This window comes from Pantoea sp. S62 (genome assembly GCF_016658625.1).
Lineage (GTDB): Bacteria > Pseudomonadota > Gammaproteobacteria > Enterobacterales > Enterobacteriaceae > Pantoea > Pantoea vagans.
The window spans coordinates 1-13755 of record NZ_JACVVI010000015.1 but is presented as its reverse complement, the minus strand read 5'-3'; the positions used below and the strand labels follow the sequence as shown (position 1 = coordinate 13755).

13 protein-coding genes and 1 riboswitch are annotated in these 13755 nt (G+C 53.6%); of the genes, 8 read left to right on the top strand and 5 right to left on the bottom strand.

The window, feature by feature from the left end:
* Positions 1-11 precede the first annotated feature (11 nt).
* The 3 genes from argB (at position 12) to argH (ending at position 3494) form a co-directional block, all read left to right on the top strand.
* Entirely contained in the window at positions 12-788 is a 777-nt protein-coding gene (argB, locus tag IBT54_RS18840; protein WP_013359456.1) for an acetylglutamate kinase, read from the top strand.
* 24 nt (positions 789-812) lie between these two features.
* Positions 813-2030, top strand: a complete 1218-nt coding sequence (locus tag IBT54_RS18835; protein WP_022624925.1) for an argininosuccinate synthase — start codon at positions 813-815, stop codon at positions 2028-2030.
* A 90-nt stretch (positions 2031-2120) separates the two neighbouring features.
* Positions 2121-3494 (top strand): argininosuccinate lyase, encoded by a 1374-nt coding sequence (gene argH / locus IBT54_RS18830; RefSeq protein WP_147789966.1) that lies wholly within the window; start codon positions 2121-2123, stop codon positions 3492-3494.
* A gap of 174 nt (positions 3495-3668) precedes the next feature.
* Here argH and IBT54_RS18825 read toward each other — a convergent pair whose 3' ends face one another.
* The 3 genes from IBT54_RS18825 to IBT54_RS18815 form a co-directional block, all read right to left on the bottom strand.
* Positions 3669-3974 carry a hypothetical protein gene (locus IBT54_RS18825; RefSeq protein ID WP_049788880.1) on the bottom strand — a complete coding sequence of 102 codons (306 nt, stop codon included), beginning with the start codon at positions 3972-3974 and terminating at the stop codon, positions 3669-3671.
* A gap of 98 nt (positions 3975-4072) precedes the next feature.
* Positions 4073-4378 carry a hypothetical protein gene (locus IBT54_RS18820; RefSeq protein WP_013359453.1) on the bottom strand — a complete coding sequence of 102 codons (306 nt, stop codon included), beginning with the start codon at positions 4376-4378 and terminating at the stop codon, positions 4073-4075.
* A gap of 532 nt (positions 4379-4910) precedes the next feature.
* Positions 4911-5645: a glutathione peroxidase gene (locus tag IBT54_RS18815; protein WP_033734438.1), complete on the bottom strand. Its 735-nt coding sequence runs from the start codon at positions 5643-5645 to the stop codon at positions 4911-4913.
* Positions 5646-5769: 124 nt separating this feature from the next.
* Here IBT54_RS18815 and oxyR point away from each other — a divergent pair, with 124 nt between their 5' ends.
* Positions 5770-6687, top strand: coding sequence for a DNA-binding transcriptional regulator OxyR (gene oxyR, locus IBT54_RS18810; protein ID WP_013359451.1), 918 nt, complete (start codon positions 5770-5772; stop codon positions 6685-6687).
* Here the strand turns inward: oxyR and sthA are convergent.
* Positions 6670-8070, bottom strand: a complete 1401-nt coding sequence (sthA, locus tag IBT54_RS18805; RefSeq protein ID WP_013359450.1) for a Si-specific NAD(P)(+) transhydrogenase — start codon at positions 8068-8070, stop codon at positions 6670-6672. The genes oxyR and sthA overlap by 18 nt on opposite strands.
* A gap of 192 nt (positions 8071-8262) precedes the next feature.
* Between sthA and fabR the strand changes: the two genes are divergently transcribed.
* Together fabR and IBT54_RS18795 are read left to right on the top strand one after the other, a co-directional pair.
* Positions 8263-8910 (top strand): HTH-type transcriptional repressor FabR, encoded by a 648-nt coding sequence (gene fabR, locus IBT54_RS18800; protein WP_201252742.1) that lies wholly within the window; start codon positions 8263-8265, stop codon positions 8908-8910.
* 14 nt (positions 8911-8924) lie between these two features.
* Positions 8925-9278: a YijD family membrane protein gene (locus tag IBT54_RS18795; protein ID WP_013359448.1), complete on the top strand. Its 354-nt coding sequence runs from the start codon at positions 8925-8927 to the stop codon at positions 9276-9278.
* A 52-nt stretch (positions 9279-9330) separates the two neighbouring features.
* Here IBT54_RS18795 and trmA read toward each other — a convergent pair whose 3' ends face one another.
* Positions 9331-10434 (bottom strand): tRNA (uridine(54)-C5)-methyltransferase TrmA, encoded by a 1104-nt coding sequence (gene trmA / locus IBT54_RS18790; RefSeq protein ID WP_201252741.1) that lies wholly within the window; start codon positions 10432-10434, stop codon positions 9331-9333.
* A 110-nt stretch (positions 10435-10544) separates the two neighbouring features.
* Positions 10545-10728: riboswitch (cobalamin riboswitch) on the top strand.
* A gap of 69 nt (positions 10729-10797) precedes the next feature.
* On the opposite strand from trmA, the gene btuB reads away from it, so the two are divergent.
* Positions 10798-12678 (top strand): TonB-dependent vitamin B12 receptor BtuB, encoded by a 1881-nt coding sequence (gene btuB / locus IBT54_RS18785; RefSeq protein WP_201252740.1) that lies wholly within the window; start codon positions 10798-10800, stop codon positions 12676-12678.
* Positions 12623-13474, top strand: a complete 852-nt coding sequence (gene murI, locus IBT54_RS18780) for a glutamate racemase (RefSeq protein WP_061061088.1) — start codon at positions 12623-12625, stop codon at positions 13472-13474. Before btuB ends, murI begins: the two co-directional genes overlap by 56 nt.
* Positions 13475-13755: the final 281 nt, after the last annotated feature.

The window sequence follows — 13755 nt, the reverse complement described above, 5'->3', positions numbered from 1 at the left end:
ATAACTAAACCATGACCAATCCATTGATTATTAAGCTGGGCGGTGTGCTGTTAGACAGCGAAGAAGCGCTGTCGCGCTTGTTTGAAGCATTGCTTAACTATCGTAGCGCTCATCAGCGTCCGCTGATCATCGTCCACGGCGGCGGCTGCCTGGTTGATGAACTGATGAAAAAGCTGGCGCTGCCGGTGATGAAGAAAAATGGCCTGCGCGTCACCCCGGCCGATCAGATCGACATCATCACGGGTGCGCTGGCGGGAACCGCGAATAAAACGCTGCTGGCCTGGGCAAAAAAATCGGGCATTAACGCGGTAGGCCTTTGCCTGGGCGATGCAGGCATCGTCAATGTTGCCCCGTTTGATGAAGAACTCGGCCATGTTGGCCACGCAACGCCGGGCGATCCGGCGCTGCTGAACACCCTGCTGGCGGCCGGTTATATGCCAGTAGTCAGCTCGATTGGTATTACTGACAGCGGCGACCTGATGAACGTCAACGCGGATCAGGCAGCGACCGCACTGGCCTCGACGCTGGGCGCTGATCTGGTTCTGTTGTCAGACGTTAGTGGTATTCTCGACGGCAAAGGTCAGCGCATCGAAGAGATGACCGCCGATAAAGCCGAGCAGCTGATTACCCAGGGCATTATTACCGACGGCATGATTGTGAAAGTACACGCTGCGCTGGATGCGGCACGTACGCTGGGCCGCCCGGTGGATATTGCCAGCTGGCGTCACGCTGAGCGGCTGCCTGACCTGTTTAACGGCGTGTCGATTGGCACCCGGATTCTCGCTTAACGACTCTGATTCAAGGATTACGAAATGCAAACGCAAAACATCAAAAAAATCGTTCTGGCTTACTCCGGTGGTCTTGATACGTCAGCCATCATTCCATGGCTGAAAGAGAACTACGGCGGCTGTGAAGTGGTCGCTTTCGTGGCAGACATCGGTCAGGAGCGTGGCGATCTGGAAGGTGTGGAGAAGAAAGCGCTGCAGTCTGGCGCATCTGAATGTCACGTGGTTGACCTGCGTGAAGAGTTCATCAGCGACTACGTTTATCCGGTGCTGCAGACCGGTGCGCTGTATGAAGGCACCTATCTGCTGGGCACCTCAATGGCGCGTCCTATCATCGCTAAAGCGCAGGTTGAGCTGGCGCTGAAAGTGGGCGCGGATGCGCTGTGTCATGGCGCAACCGGTAAAGGGAATGACCAGGTGCGTTTCGAAACTACCTACACCGCGCTGGCACCGCAGCTGAAAGTGGTGGCACCGTGGCGTGAATGGAACCTGCGTTCACGTGAAGCACTGCTGGACTACCTGAAAGAGCGCAACATTCCGACCACTGCGTCGCTGGAAAAAATCTACAGCCGCGACGAAAACGCCTGGCACATCTCCACCGAAGGCGGCGTGCTGGAAAGCCCGGCCAACGCACCGAACAAAGATTGCTGGGTCTGGACTGTCGATCCGCTGGAAGCACCTGACCAGCCGGAAGAAGTGACCGTGACCGTTGAGAAAGGTCGGGTTGTGGCGGTTAACGGTGAAAAACTGAGTCCGTTCCAGTGTCTGGAAAAACTCAACGTGCTGGGCGCAAAACATGGCGTTGGCCGTATCGATATTGTTGAAAACCGTCTGGTGGGCATTAAATCCCGTGGCTGCTACGAAACCCCGGGCGGCACCATTATGGTGAATGCGCTGCGTGCGGTTGAGCAGCTGGTGCTGGATCGCGATAGCTTCAAATGGCGTGAGCAGCTGGGCCACGAGATGTCTTATGTGGTTTATGACGGCCGCTGGTTCGCCCCGCTGCGTAAGTCGATTCAGGCTGCTGCCGAATCGCTGGCGGAAGAGGTTAACGGTGAAGTGGTGCTGCAGCTTTACAAAGGTCAGGCGACAGCCACCCAGAAGCGTTCCGCGAACAGCCTTTACTCAGAAGAGTTCGCTACCTTCGGTGAAGATGAAGTCTACGATCACCGTCACGCGGGCGGCTTTATCCGTCTGTTCTCGCTCTCTTCACGCATTCGCGCCCTGAACGAGCAGAAGAAGTAATTTTCAGGCGGGGTGCGCCTCGCCTCACCGTTTTAATTCAGAGGCGGCATTTATGCCGCCTCTTGTTTAACGATTCAGAGGAGTTTTCACATGGCACTTTGGGGTGGACGGTTTACTCAGGCAGCGGATCAGCGTTTTAAACAGTTCAATGACTCGCTGCGCTTCGATTACCGCCTGGCAGAGCAGGACATTATTGGCTCTGTTGCCTGGTCCAAAGCGCTGGTGACGGTCAACGTTCTGACTCAGGATGAGCAGCAGCAGCTGGAAGCCGCGCTGAATGCGTTACTGGATGACGTGCGTGAGAATCCTGAGCAGATCCTGCAGAGCGACGCCGAAGATATCCACAGCTGGGTTGAAGGCAAGCTGATCGATAAAGTCGGTGCGCTGGGCAAAAAACTGCACACCGGCCGTAGCCGTAACGATCAGGTCGCGACCGATCTGAAACTGTGGTGCAAAGTGCAGATTGAGGCGTTACTGGGTGCGACCCGCGAACTGCAGCAGGCGCTGGTGGTGACGGCAGAAGCGAATCAGGATGCGGTGATGCCGGGCTACACCCACCTGCAACGCGCGCAGCCGGTGACGTTTGCGCACTGGTGTCTGGCCTACGTTGAAATGCTGGCGCGTGACGAGAGCCGACTGCAGGATACCCTGAAGCGGCTTGATGTCAGCCCGCTGGGCTGTGGCGCTCTGGCTGGTACCGCTTACGAGATCGATCGTCAGCAGCTGGCTGGCTGGCTGGGCTTTGCTTCTGCCACACGTAATAGCCTGGATACCGTATCAGATCGCGATCACGTGCTGGAGCTGCTCTCTGATGCTGCCATTGGCATGGTGCATCTGTCGCGCTTTGCCGAAGATATGATCTTCTTCAATACCGGCGAAGCGGGCTTTATTGAGCTGTCAGATAAAGTCACCTCTGGCTCCTCGCTGATGCCGCAGAAGAAAAACCCGGATGCGCTGGAGCTGATTCGCGGCAAGTGTGGTCGGGTGCAGGGCGCACTGACCGGCATGATGATGACGCTGAAAGGTCTGCCGCTGGCCTACAACAAAGATATGCAGGAAGACAAAGAGGGGCTGTTTGACGCGCTCGACACCTGGCTCGACTGTCTGCATATGTCCGTACTGGTGCTGGATGGCCTGCAGGTTAAACGTCCGCGCTGCCAGGAAGCCGCTGAACAGGGTTACGCAAACTCCACCGAACTGGCTGACTATCTGGTCGCTAAAGGCGTGCCGTTCCGTGAAGCACACCATATCGTCGGGGAAGTGGTGGTGGCTGCCATCGGGCAGGGCGTGGCGCTGGAAGCGCTGTCGCTGGCGCAGTTGCAGCAGTTCAGTACGGTAATTGGCGAGGATGTTTATCCGATCCTGGCGCTGCAATCCTGTCTGGATAAGCGTAATGCGCAGGGCGGTGTTTCGCCGCAGCAGGTTGCGCGTGCCATTGGTGACGCAAAGCAACGTCTGGCGTGATTGAGAAGCGGGCAGAGTTAATGCTTTGCCCGTTATTTTAATGTCAGGTAAAAGGCATTACTTTTGCGAAATTATTAACAGCTGGGTGCGCTGATTATTCAACCGCACTAAGATTTTGGGCGAAAACCAACATCAGTTGCTATTACCGGTAGTCTTTATTTTTTTTAAAAAAAATTAATCCGTGCCAAACTTTTCCCGATAATCATTCAGTAACAGCCCTGTCGCCTCGTAACCTATCGTAATGCTGGATACCATGCCCAATATGCCGCCCATTATTGCGGGGACAATAAGACCAACCAGTTGAGATATAGCGCCAAATATGATGCCACCTGCGCCACCCCATTTTCCACCAATCGCCATGCCAGTAGATGCCCCATCTAAGGTATTACTCAGCACCTGATCCATATAAGCCCAGGTTTCAGTATTAATAACGGACGCACCACTGACATATTGAAATTCATTGATCGATAATGCTCTCATGCACGATACCTTTTTATTTTTCAATAGGAAACAAAAAAGGGCGAAGAAATAAATTAATCAGACCCGGCTTCGCCCTGAAGAGTTAACAGGCGCGCGGATTAGCCGATCGTGCCGCCGTGATCAACGTTACCTGGACCGAAAGTGGAACGATAATCTGCAAGCAGGCTTTGCACTGAAGCGGTATCGGTGGCAGCGCCGATAACTAAGCCTGCGACACCACCCATGATGGTTGGAATAATCAGACCAAAAAGCTGTGATATACCACCAACGATGAAGCCACCTGCACCACCCCATTTACCCCCAATTGCCATACCTGTTGCTGCGCCATCTACCATGCCGATAACTGCACCTTGCAGGTCAGCACCACTCACTGCATTTGTTTCTTCATAAGACAAAGTACGCATAATTATATCCCTCAAAAAGTTATTTCTAAATAGAATAGGGTTTATGTCCGAACATATAAAGTTGTCCGACGAAGTCAAAAATAACCGAATGATGGATGGTGGTATATAGCATAATTTCCATTTTACGCACTGGCGGTATTTTATCTTTATTTTAGTGGTTTTCAGTCTGAATAAGTGAAAATTATATTCACTGTGCGTATTTTTACATGAGTTGCAGTATGGTAATTTTAGTGAGTCAACTTTATTTATATTATTTCGTGGGTGAGGTTTTTTCTAAAGGGAATTTCCCAGAGATTTGGGTACGTGTAAGTTGCGGGTTCTTACCTATTATCTGGCATTATTATGGAGCATCCAGTTAATCTGACTATTTTCCGTGTGATAATTGCGGGATCTGAAAAAGTGCATGTCAGCTGCTAAGCAGGTAAAAAAAGCGGGCACATTAAATGCCCGCCAACCTCTAGCTTCAGAATTACTACTTTTTTTATAGGCACATCATCAAAGCGCCTGCTCTCCCGGCCGACGCTCAGATTCTTTACGCTGACAGCAGGTAGTGTTGCAGCTCCTCACTGCCGCCAATATGACGACCACCCATGAAGATCTGCGGCACCGTCGCCCGGCCTGAAACGGCACGCAGACTCACGGTTGTCGCATCCTGCCCCAGCACAATCTCTTCGTACTGAATACCATGATCCATCAGCATCTGTTTTGCCTGAGTGCAGAAGGTGCAGCCAGGTTTAGTAAAGATGGAGACCGACTCCTGGGCTTTACACTCCGGCGCCAGATAGCGCAGCATGGTGTCAGCATCGGAGACCTCAAACGGGTCGCCAGGTTTGTTCGGCTCGACAAACATTTTCTCTACCACGCCGTTACGCACCAGCATCGAGTAGCGCCATGACCGCGGACCAAAACCGAGATCGGCTTTCTCAACCAGCATCTCCATGCCACGCGTGAACTCGCCGTTGCCATCAGGAATAAAAGTAATGTTGTCTGCGCGCTGTTCGGCTTTCCAGGCGTTCATCACAAAGGTGTCATTCACCGAGACGCACAGAATGCTGTCCACGCCCTGTTGGGCAAACAGACCCGCTAATTCGTTATAACGCGGCAGATGGCTGGAGGAGCAGGTCGGTGTAAATGCACCCGGCAGTGAAAAAACGATTACCGTTTTGTCTTTAAACAACGCTTCTGTGGTGACATCTACCCAGCGATCGCCCTGACGCGTGTGAAAAGTGACTGATGGAATCGCTTTACCTTCCTGACTTGCAAACATTTTTTGCTCCTGACCTGCCGTGTTCCATTTGATGCGCGCATTATTCCTAACCACCCTTGATAGGGCCAATCGTTCATTGCTATTCTATCTATCGCCACGGGCTATCGTGGTTTGGAGGGTAATAATGAATATTCGTGATCTTGAATATCTGGTTTCGCTTGCTGAACACCGTCATTTCCGCCGTGCCGCGGATGCGTGTCATGTCAGTCAGCCAACATTAAGCGGGCAGATCCGTAAGCTGGAAGATGAGCTGGGTGTGATGCTGCTGGAGCGCACCAGCCGTAAAGTGCTGTTCACACAGGCAGGTCTGCTGCTGGTGGATCAGGCGCGAACGGTGCTGCGTGAAGTGAAAGTGCTGAAAGAGATGGCCAGTCAGCAAGGGGAAGCGATGTCAGGTCCGCTGCATATCGGCCTCATCCCGACCACCGCGCCTTACTTATTGCCACAGATTATCCCGACGCTGCACCAGACATTCCCGAAACTGGAGATGTACCTGCACGAAGCGCAGACGCAGCAGCTGCTGTCTCAGCTCGACAGCGGCAAGCTGGACTGCGCGATTATCGCGCTGGTCAAAGAGAGTCAGGCCTTTATCGAAGTGCCGCTGTTTGATGAGCCGATGAAGCTGGCCGTCTATGCCGATCATCCGTGGTGCGATCGCGATCGCGTACCGATGTCCGATCTGGCTGGCGAGAAGTTGCTGATGCTGGAAGACGGGCACTGTCTGCGTGACCAGGCGATGGGTTTCTGCTTTGAGGCGGGTGCGGATGAAGATACCCACTTCCGCGCGACCAGTCTTGAGACGCTGCGTAATATGGTGGCGGCTGGCAGCGGAATTACGCTGTTACCAGCGCTGGCAGTCCCGCCGGAACGCGTCCGCGATGGCGTCTGCTATCTTCCCTGCTACAAACCGGTGCCACAGCGTACGATTGCGCTGGTCTATCGTCCGGGGTCACCTCTGCGCAGCCGTTATGAACAGCTGGCAGAGGCGATTAAAACCCACATGGCCCACTATTTCGACGCTACGCTAAAACAGGCGGTTTAAGCCGTTTAACGCGGCAACGCGATAAGCTTCAGCCATGGTCGGATAGTTAAAGGTGGTATTCACGAAGTACTCAATCGTGTTGCCACCATTTTTCTGCTCCATGATCGCCTGACCGATGTGAATAATCTCGGCGGCACGCTCACCAAAACAGTGGATCCCCAGAATCTCTTTCGTTTCGCGATGGAACAGAATCTTCAGGCTGCCCACGTTCATGCCGACGATCTGCGCACGCGCCAGATGTTTGAACTGCGCGCGACCCACTTCGTAAGGCACCTTCATCGCCGTCAGCTGCTGCTCGGTTTTACCTACAGAGCTGATTTCCGGAATGGTGTAGATGCCGGTCGGGATATCTTCAATCAGGTGCGCTGACGCTTCTCCTTTGATAATTGCCTGCGCGGCAATACGGCCCTGATCGTAGGCGGCAGAGGCCAGGCTTGGATAGCCAATCACGTCACCCACGGCATAGATGTGCGGCTGAGCCGTCTGATACATGCTGTTCACTTTCAGCAGGCCACGACCATCCGCTTCCAGACCGACATTTTCCAGCGACAGTGAATCGGTGTTACCGGTACGGCCGTTGGCGTAAAGCAGGCAGTCTGCTTTCACTTTCTTGCCGGACTTCAGATGCATGATCACGCCATCTTCCACGCCTTCGATCTTCTCAAACTCCTCGTTGTGACGAATGACTACGCCGCTGTTCCAGAAGTGATAAGAGAGGGAGTCAGACATCTCCTGATCGAGAAACGCTAGCAGGCGATCGCGGGTGTTAATCAGGTCAACTTTGACGTTCAGGCCACGGAAAATGGACGCATATTCACAGCCAATTACACCCGCACCATAAATAATGACGTGGCCCGGTTCATGGTGCAGGTTGAGGATAGAGTCAGAGTCATAAACGCGGGGATGGGTAAAGTCGACATCGTCAGGATGATAAGGTCGTGAACCGCAGGCAATAACAAACTTCTCTGCCGTCAGCGTCTCACGCGTGCCATCGGGTTGCTCAATTTCAATGGTATTGGCATCAACAAAATGCGCATCACCCTGATAAAGTTCACAGCGGTTACGCTCGTAGAAGCCCTGACGCATGGCTGTCTGCTGGCTGATCACATTTTCAGTGTGATTGAGAATGTCGGCGAAAGAGGAGCGAAGCAGTCGGGTATGGTCGCTGTAGAGCGGGTTCTGGTTGAATTCAATAATGCGACTGACGGCGTGGCGAAGGGCTTTAGAAGGGATGGTGCCCCAGTGCGTACAACCGCCACCGATGTTGTGGTAGCGTTCGATCACGGCGATGCGCGCTCCCTGTTTTACCAGCCCCATCGCCGCCCCTTCACCGCCGGGCCCTGAGCCAATCACAATGGCATCGTAATCGTAAGACTTTTGCATACCGATACGTCCTATTATTTATACATTTTTACAACGAGATTCTAACATCTCGTCGCGCACTTCTGAATTCTATCAGCGATTTTCATCACATTTTGACAAAGAGTGAGGTTCACAGGCGGTGACAAAGATTGCCAATCTGTACGCTGAAAATTTTGTTATAGTGCCCACTCAATACCGCTAAAGGCAGAGAGCATGGGCGTCAGAGCGCAACAAAAAGAACGTACACGACGTACACTGATTGAAGCAGCTTTCAGTCAGCTCAGCGCCGAACGCAGTTTTACCAGTCTGAGTTTGCGGGAAGTTGCCCGTGAAGCGGGAATAGCACCTACCTCTTTTTATCGTCATTTTAAGGATGTTGATGAGCTTGGTCTGACGATGGTGGATGAAAGCGGGCTGATGCTGCGACAGCTGATGCGTCAGGCGCGCCAGCGTATCGCCAAAGGTGGCAGCATCATTAAAACGTCGGTGGCGACCTTTATGGAGTTCATCGGCAACAACCCCAACGCTTTTCGCCTGTTACTGCGTGAACGTTCCGGTACCTCTGCCGCTTTTCGTGCCGCCGTGGCGCGTGAAATTCAGCACTTCATCGCTGAACTGGCCGATTATCTTGAGGTCGAAAATCGCATGCCGCGTAGTTTTACCGAAGCGCAGGCTGAAGCGATGGTGACCATTGTTTTCAGCGCCGGTGCAGAAGCACTGGATGTTGATGCTGAGCAGCGACGTAAGCTTGAGGATCGGCTGGTGCTGCAGCTGCGTATGATCGCCAAAGGCGCTTATTACTGGTATCGCCGTGAGCAGGAACGACTGGTGGTTACCCTGGAAAAACCCGAAGAGCAATGAGTAAGGATCCGTCCATGACCCACCCAGGTATCCGCGATAAAAGCACTCTGGCACTGGCTTTTATTACCGGCTTAGCGATTAACGGCTCGTTTTCTGTGCTGTTCAGCGCTTTTGTTCCCTTTTCGATTTTTCCGCTGATTGCGCTGGGTCTGGCGGCCTGGTGTCTGCATCAGCGTTATCTCAACACCAACATGCCGGACGGCATGCCAGGTCTGGCGGCGGCGTTTTTCCTGCTGGGGATTCTGGTGTATAGCGCGCTGGTGCGGGCGGAATACCCGGACATTGGCTCCAACTTTGTCCCTACCGTTCTGATGGTTGCGCTGGTGTTCTGGATTGCGACGCGATTTAAGCGCAAGCGTAATCAGTAGGGATATCATCAGGAATATATGAAAACGGGAACCTCAGGGTTCCCGTTTTTGTTTACGCTTTACGCGTCAGCAGAACGCCGCATTCCATATGGTGGGTATAGGGGAACTGATCAAACAGCGCCAGCCGCGTTACCTCATGCGTTTCTGACAGCGTCTGCAGATTGTCGCTCAGGGTTTGCGGATTGCAGGAGATGTAAAGGATGCGCGGATAGGCCTGCACCATTTTCACCGTCTCTTCATCCAGGCCGCTGCGCGGCGGATCAACAAAAATCGTCTCGCATTCGTAGCTGGTCAGGTCAATCCCTTCCAGACGATTAAAGCTGCGTACGCCATTCATCGCCTGCGTAAACTCTTCCGCTGCCATGCGAATGATCTGCACGTTATCAATCTGGTTCACGGCAATGTTGTATTGCGCCGACGCAACAGAGGGTTTGGCGATTTCTGTCGCCAGCACGCGGCGGAAATTACGCGCCAGCGCCAGCGAGAAGTTACCATTGCCGCAATAAAGCTCCAGCAGGTCGCCCTGTGAATCCTGCGTCACATCCAGCGCCCACTCCAGCATCTGAATATTCATCGCCGCATTAGGCTGGGTAAAACTGTTCTCGACCTGACGATAGATAATCTCACGACCCGCCACGGGCAGACATTCGTCTACAAAGTCGCGATCCAGACAGATTTTGGTTTTGGTCGCACGGCCAATCAGCTGCACATCCAGCCCTTCCGCGCGCAGCTGGTTACGCAGCGCAGCAGCTGCCTGCTGCCACTCATCATCCAGCTTGCGGTGATAGAGCAAGGAAATCACAATCTGATTGCTCATGGTCGACAGATAATCGATCTGGAACAGTTTATGACGCAGAGTGCGGTTATCACGGATCGCGGCGATCATCTTTGGCATCAGCTGGTTGATCAGCTGGCTGGCCGCCGGGAACTGATCAACACGGATCCGCTCGCGAGTCTGCTGATCAAAGATGATGTGATAGATATCATCGCCGTCGTGCCACAGGCGAAATTCAGCGCGCATCCGATAGTGGCTGACCGGCGAACGGAACACCTCCACGTCGGGCGCAGCAAACGGCGTCATCATCGTCTCTAAACGACTGACTTTTTCCGCCAGCTGTGCGTCATACTCTTCAATGGGGAGATGTTCGGGTGTCATGAGCAATCCTGATTAATAGCTTACCAGCGGGCGATTGTAGGCATTCACTTGCTGATGTCCAGTCCTGCAGCGAGAAGATATTTAGCAGTCTGGACTTCCGTATCTCCACTCCGTAGACTGCAAGCGCCGGCCTCAAGCCCGAGTTACCAGGGAATCCAGTGTGAATCTGGAGCTGACGCGCAGCGGTAAGGAATGTCGTGATGTGTGCAAGTGCAGACACTGTCCTGCGGGATGGGAAGTCATCATCACTTATGGTTCCCAGCCCGAAGACCTGCCGGTGTAACGTCGCTACTCGTTCAATCATCGCGTTCTATTGATTGTCGGCCCGCGGCATCCTGCTTCGTCTTATGGATGCGATTAAAAATGACTAAAAAAACTGCATCGCTGTTCGCGCTGAGCGCAACGGCGATTTCCCTCTGGACGCAAAACGGTTTTGCGCAGGGAAATGATGATACGCAAATCGTTACCGCCAACCGTTTTGCTGAACCCGTTTCAGGTGTGCTGGCACCGACCACCGTCGTCACGCGTGATGAGATTGATCGCTGGCAGGCCAAAAGCCTGACGGATGTGATGCGGCGTCTGCCGGGTGTCGATGTCGCACAGAATGGTGGACTGGGGCAGCAAAGTTCACTGTTTATCCGGGGAACCGAGTCCCGACATGTGCTGATCCTGATTGATGGTATCCGGCTTAATCAGGCGGGTATCAGCGGTTCGTCTGACCTCAGCCAGATCCCTCTGTCGCTGGTGCAGCGCATCGAATATGTTCGCGGCGCGCGGTCTGCGGTTTACGGTTCTGATGCGATTGGCGGCGTGGTGAATATCATTACAGGTCGATCGCAACCGGGCGCCACGCTGACGGCGGGCATGGGGTCCAATGGTTATCAGATATACGATGGCTCCACCCAGCAGAAACTGAGTGATGCGACAAAGCTGACCCTGGCTGGCAACTACACCTATACCAAAGGGTATGACGTGGTGGCGGGCTATCCCAATGACTATGGTCCGGCGCAGCACGATCGCGACGGCTTCATGAGCAAAACGTTGTATGGCAACCTTGAGCATCAGTTCAGCGATGAACTCAGCGGTTTTGTGCGCGGCTATGGATTTGATAACCTTACCGCCTACGACGGGTCATACACTTATGATGACAGCTTCACTAATATCATCGGTCTGGCGGATACCCGTCAGCTCTACAGCCAGACCTGGGACACCGGGTTACGCTTCAACCGTGACATATACTCTACCCAGCTCATCGCCAGTTACGGCCATACTAAAGACATTAACTACGATCCGCGCAATGGCCGCTATGGCGCTGCATCCACCTTTGATGATGTCACCCAGTACAACCTGCAGTGGGGCAACACGGTGCAGGTGGGGCAGGGCGCCGTCAGCGCCGGTGTTGACTGGCAGAAAGAGACGACTGAGCCGGGCACGAACACTTTGTCAGAGGGCTATGAGCAGCGTAACACCGGCCTCTACCTGACCGGCCAGCAGCAGGTTGGCAGTGTCACCCTTGAAGGTGCGGTACGCGGTGACGATAACAATCAGTTCGGCTGGCATAACACCTGGCAGACGGCGGCGTCATGGGAGTTCATCTCTGGTTACCGCGCATTCGCCTCTTATGGCACGGCTTTTAAAGCACCGAATCTGTCGCAGGTTTACAGTCCGTTTTATGGTAATCGCGACCTCGACCCGGAAAAAAGTAAGCAGTGGGAAGGCGGTTTTGAAGGCCTTAGCGGGCCGGTGAACTGGCGCGTGTCGGGCTATCGCAATGATATCGATAACCTGATTGAAGGCGATCCGCAGACCTTCCGCTACCACAACGTTGAGCAGGCGCGTATTAAAGGCGTTGAAGCCACCGCCGGATTTGATACCGGGCCGCTGACGCATCAGTTCTCTTATGATTATGTTGATGCGCGGGATGGCAGCACCGATCAGCCCCTCATTCGCCGGGCTAAGCAGCAGGTGAAGTATCAGCTCGACTGGACGCTGTATGAGTTTGACTGGTCAGTCACCTACCATTATCTGGGCGACCGTTATGATACCGACTTTAACAGTTCACCCAGCCGACGCGTGAAGTTAGGAGGAGTGAGCCTGTGGGATCTCGCCGTCTCATATCCGGTCACTTCACAACTCACGGTTCGTGGTAGAATTGCCAACCTGTTCGATAAAGATTACGAGACAGTGTATGGCTATCAGACCCCAGGACGAGAGTATTACCTCAGCGGCAGCTACAACTTCTGATTTGCGCCCTACCGTGCTGGTGTTTGATTCCGGCGTCGGTGGGCTTTCTGTCTATGACGAGGTCCGTCAGCTATTGCCGGACCTGCATTATCTCTATGCCTTCGATAACGCGGGCTTCCCCTACGGTGAGAAAAGCGAGACCTTCATCGTGGAGCGGGTGGTCGCTATCGTTGAGGCTATTACGCAGCGCTACCCTCTCTCATTGGTCATCATCGCCTGTAATACGGCCAGCACAGTTTCATTACCCGCTTTACGTGAACGTTTTGCATTTCCTGTGGTGGGAGTGGTGCCGGCAATTAAACCGGCCGCGCGCCTGACGCGTAATGGCGTGGTGGGATTACTGGCAACGCGTGCTACGGTGCGCCGTCCTTATACCCATGAGCTGGTGTCGCAGTTTGCCGGTTCCTGCAACATTGAGATGCTGGGATCGGCAGAGCTGGTGGAACTTGCCGAAGCGAAGCTCCACGGTGCGGAGGTTGCACTGGATGAAGTGCGCCGTATTGTTCAGCCGTGGCTGAGGATGGCTGAGCCACCGGACACGGTCGTCTTAGGCTGTACGCATTTTCCTTTACTGCGCGAAGAGCTGCAGCAGGTGTTGCCTGAAGGAACGCGTCTGATTGATTCCGGTGCGGCAATCGCCCGACGTACCGTCTGGCTGCTGGAGCATGAAGCGCCAGAAGTGCACTCCTCGCAGCAGAATGTCGCATTCTGTACGGCGCTGGATGGCGAAGCGGGTCAGTTATCACCCGTTTTGCAGCGTTATGGCTTCCCGTTGCTCGAAAAACTGGCGCTTTAGCGACTTTTAGCTGAAAAAATCAGCACTCGGAATTTTATTTGAAATTAGTACTTGTCAGCCTCCGGGAACTCCCTATAATGCGCCTCCACTGACACGGCACAACGGCTTACGAAGCGCCGGGTTGAGTAGGTTCGAAATCATACGAACCAGTGAGTTAAGCGAAAATAAATGCTTGACTGACAATGCGGAAAGCGTAATATACGCAGCCCGCGCCGCAGTAAATCGCGGCATGCTCTTTAACAATTTATCAGACAATCTGTGTGGGCACTCGCAGGATTGAT

Bases quoted from the DNA above. Each gene is read 5' to 3' on its own strand.
- argB (WP_013359456.1), top strand. From the start codon at position 12: ATGACCAATCCATTGATTATTAAGCTGGGCGGTGTGCTGTTAGACAGC.
- IBT54_RS18835 (WP_022624925.1), top strand. From the start codon at position 813: ATGCAAACGCAAAACATCAAAAAAATCGTTCTGGCTTACTCCGGTGGT.
- argH (WP_147789966.1), top strand. From the start codon at position 2,121: ATGGCACTTTGGGGTGGACGGTTTACTCAGGCAGCGGATCAGCGTTTT.
- IBT54_RS18825 (WP_049788880.1), bottom strand. From the start codon at position 3,974: ATGAGAGCATTATCGATCAATGAATTTCAATATGTCAGTGGTGCGTCC.
- IBT54_RS18820 (WP_013359453.1), bottom strand. From the start codon at position 4,378: ATGCGTACTTTGTCTTATGAAGAAACAAATGCAGTGAGTGGTGCTGAC.
- IBT54_RS18815 (WP_033734438.1), bottom strand. From the start codon at position 5,645: ATGTTTGCAAGTCAGGAAGGTAAAGCGATTCCATCAGTCACTTTTCAC.
- oxyR (WP_013359451.1), top strand. From the start codon at position 5,770: ATGAATATTCGTGATCTTGAATATCTGGTTTCGCTTGCTGAACACCGT.
- sthA (WP_013359450.1), bottom strand. From the start codon at position 8,070: ATGCAAAAGTCTTACGATTACGATGCCATTGTGATTGGCTCAGGGCCC.
- fabR (WP_201252742.1), top strand. From the start codon at position 8,263: ATGGGCGTCAGAGCGCAACAAAAAGAACGTACACGACGTACACTGATT.
- IBT54_RS18795 (WP_013359448.1), top strand. From the start codon at position 8,925: ATGACCCACCCAGGTATCCGCGATAAAAGCACTCTGGCACTGGCTTTT.
- trmA (WP_201252741.1), bottom strand. From the start codon at position 10,434: ATGACACCCGAACATCTCCCCATTGAAGAGTATGACGCACAGCTGGCG.
- btuB (WP_201252740.1), top strand. From the start codon at position 10,798: ATGACTAAAAAAACTGCATCGCTGTTCGCGCTGAGCGCAACGGCGATT.
- murI (WP_061061088.1), top strand. From the start codon at position 12,623: ATGGCTATCAGACCCCAGGACGAGAGTATTACCTCAGCGGCAGCTACA.